The sequence below is a fragment of the Methylovulum psychrotolerans genome (assembly GCF_002923755.1).
Classification (GTDB): domain Bacteria; phylum Pseudomonadota; class Gammaproteobacteria; order Methylococcales; family Methylomonadaceae; genus Methylovulum; species Methylovulum psychrotolerans.
The window spans coordinates 1-2536 of sequence record NZ_PGFZ01000053.1; the positions used below are offsets into that span (position 1 = coordinate 1).

The following is a 2536-nucleotide window of genomic DNA, read 5'->3' on the forward strand; positions in this document are numbered from 1 at the left end:
GAGATTTTAATCAGACTGCTTTCTGTCTGATTAATGAAAAAAGCCTTATTTAGATTCTCCCCACCCCATCCCTCCTCATCAGGGGAGGGGGGCGGGTTTCATTGCAACTTGTTGTTTTAAATTAATTTGTTAAACTTTTCAATATCCGGTAGCTGAGCTATTTATCCGAATATTAAAAACTGGATGATCGAGTATTAATATTGTGATTAAGATGGGTTGGATAAAATAGGCTTAGTTTCTGTTTAAAAATTAGCCCATATTTTGCGAATTAAATTTGGATGTGGCGGGTATTTCTGATGTTGATTGTTATGGGGAAATATGGGTGGATTTAATGGTTAAAGATAAGAATAAATAAAGAATAAAAGAATAAGGACAAAAAATTGATTTTTTATTTTAATTAAATCATTTAGTTACATGCTTTTTTTCGTTCGACCCGCCACCTATACCTACTATCTAAAGTAAAAATTGGTTGAAAAGAACCACTAAAATTTCAATAAGAATCATCTTTTTTGTTAGAAAAAGACGACCCGCCACCTATACCTACCGCCTTTTTGACGACCCGCCACCTATACCTACTGTCACATGGTTAAAAATAGGGGGCGAAAAGTATACCCGCCACCTATACCTACTGTGACCCGCCACCTATACCTACCGTAAAATGGCTTAACCCGCCACCTATACCTACCGCTTATAGCTGTTAAATCGTTTAGTTATCCACAGGCTTTGTTAGCTTCTCCCGCTTGTTTGCGGCCTTCATTTCGTGACAAAATATTGGGGAAGGGTGTAGGTTGTAAACTATATCAATGATTTTATTTCTTTCGCCCAATATAGGATTTTTTTTGCATTGGGTTAAAACGTGGCCTGTCATAAGTTCGTTGAATGCTCCGTCTAACGCTTCAATTGCAGCCCTGTCCCTGGTATATCCGTTCAATAAAGCACTATCACGTTTTATTGTGCAGTAACGCATTTCAAATGACGTGGCAAGACTTGCAAAGGTGAATTTCAACGACAATTGCTTATGAAGCCAACGGGCGAGCTGGGTTTTATAGCTCATCATCTGTGCGTAATTGAATTGCCTATATGTTAGGGTATCCAGTGCTTGAGTGACAAGGGGGTGAAATTGGACGATCCATTTTGCATTGGGGTCTTCAGTAAGATCGCTTTTTGACACAGCCGATAAGCCTGAAAAGTAACCGCTTTTTGTGAAGCTTTCACCATCATTACCCTCCATTGTGTGAATTTCAATAACACTTCCTGCCAATATATTGAGGCTTAAAACAATTTCATAATACGAGCGAGAGTGGCCGCGCCGACTTAATTCTTCGCGCAGCATGTGCAGGGAAAATACTACCCCGCTTCGGTAGTTTGGTTTGTCAAAAAATGCGTTGCGTTCTTCTGCGGCAATTTTACGCAATGCGTCTTCAACCAGTTCTTCATTGGCACTTGGATAGTAATCTTTACTGGTTCCAGTTTTTCTGTCAAAAATTCGCGTAGCTTGGATGATGGCTTCTAACGTTTTACCTCGATAACGGAATTGAATGCGCTGTAAATCTAAAAAGCCTTTTTCTTTCCTAAGCTTATCCATTTGTTGACGCGATATAGAATAACGGGGGACACTATCCCAAAGGTCAAAAGTGTTGGAGAGTTGGGTTCGTTCGTTACCGTTATTGCATAAGAATGCTCGGAACATATCAAGCTGATTGCCTTCAAAATATTCTTTATTAGGCAGTGCAAAAGAGGGATTCCTGCTATCTTTTTTTGATACTTTTGTTAGCCTACTATTGTCCGGCATCTTGCACCTATTTATGTGTGACGATTTCTTTTACGGAAATGATCCATAACAAGTTTAAAAACGGTTTTTATGTCGTAATGATTTTTATTTTGGTCATTAATAAACTGAATAATATAATCAGCTATTTCTTTGTTTGTTAGTATAGTTTTTTCGGTATTTTTTGTTTCTAAAGCGATAGTTTCTTTCGGAACAACTAATGGTGCTCCTATCGCTTGAATGCTAGAATTTTGTTCTTCCGCCGATTTATGATCAATAGTAATAGCCTTAGCCTGGGCTATCAGCCTATTGACTTCATTGACAGGAATATTGCGATTTTTTATTTCTTGAAAAATATTGTCTGATATATCTTCATTGGAAGGTTTTGATAGTGCATAAATAGCCGATTTTAATATCCCTATGGATGCAATATTGGTAACGTTGTTACGCTCACAAAAACGCCCGGCACTGATTTCCCTAAATATCTGCTGGTGGCTACTGTCACAAATTGTGATAGTAGCGTTGCTCTTTTTTAATTCGGCAAGATATTGGCCAAATAATTTATCGGATGAAAATCTCTTCCTCAATTCCCACAAAATCATCCAACGGATAATTGTTGCCTGATTATCGACTTGTTCTAGCCTATCGACGAGTTGCTCATTATCTAAATCTTTCAATTCGTTAAATGACCATATCTCGTTTTCCTTAACTTTTTGAAGGTCATCTGCACCGTTTATAATGTTATCAATTTCAGATTGCTTATCTTTT

Annotated in this window: 2 protein-coding genes; both read right to left on the bottom strand. The window is 37.8% G+C overall.

Annotation, left to right across the window (positions count from 1 at the left end):
• Positions 1-706 precede the first annotated feature (706 nt).
• The gene (locus tag AADEFJLK_RS23400) at positions 707-1792 is read right to left on the bottom strand and encodes a replication protein (protein WP_103976009.1); all 1086 of its coding nucleotides are present in this window, start codon (positions 1790-1792) and stop codon (positions 707-709) included.
• Between the two features lie 11 nt (positions 1793-1803).
• Positions 1804-2536: hypothetical protein (locus AADEFJLK_RS24865; RefSeq protein ID WP_170065245.1), on the bottom strand; the 733-nt coding region annotated here is incomplete at its 5' end.

Coding starts and splice junctions, on each gene's coding strand:
- AADEFJLK_RS23400 (WP_103976009.1), bottom strand. CDS start 1,792: ATGCCGGACAATAGTAGGCTAACAAAAGTATCAAAAAAAGATAGCAGG.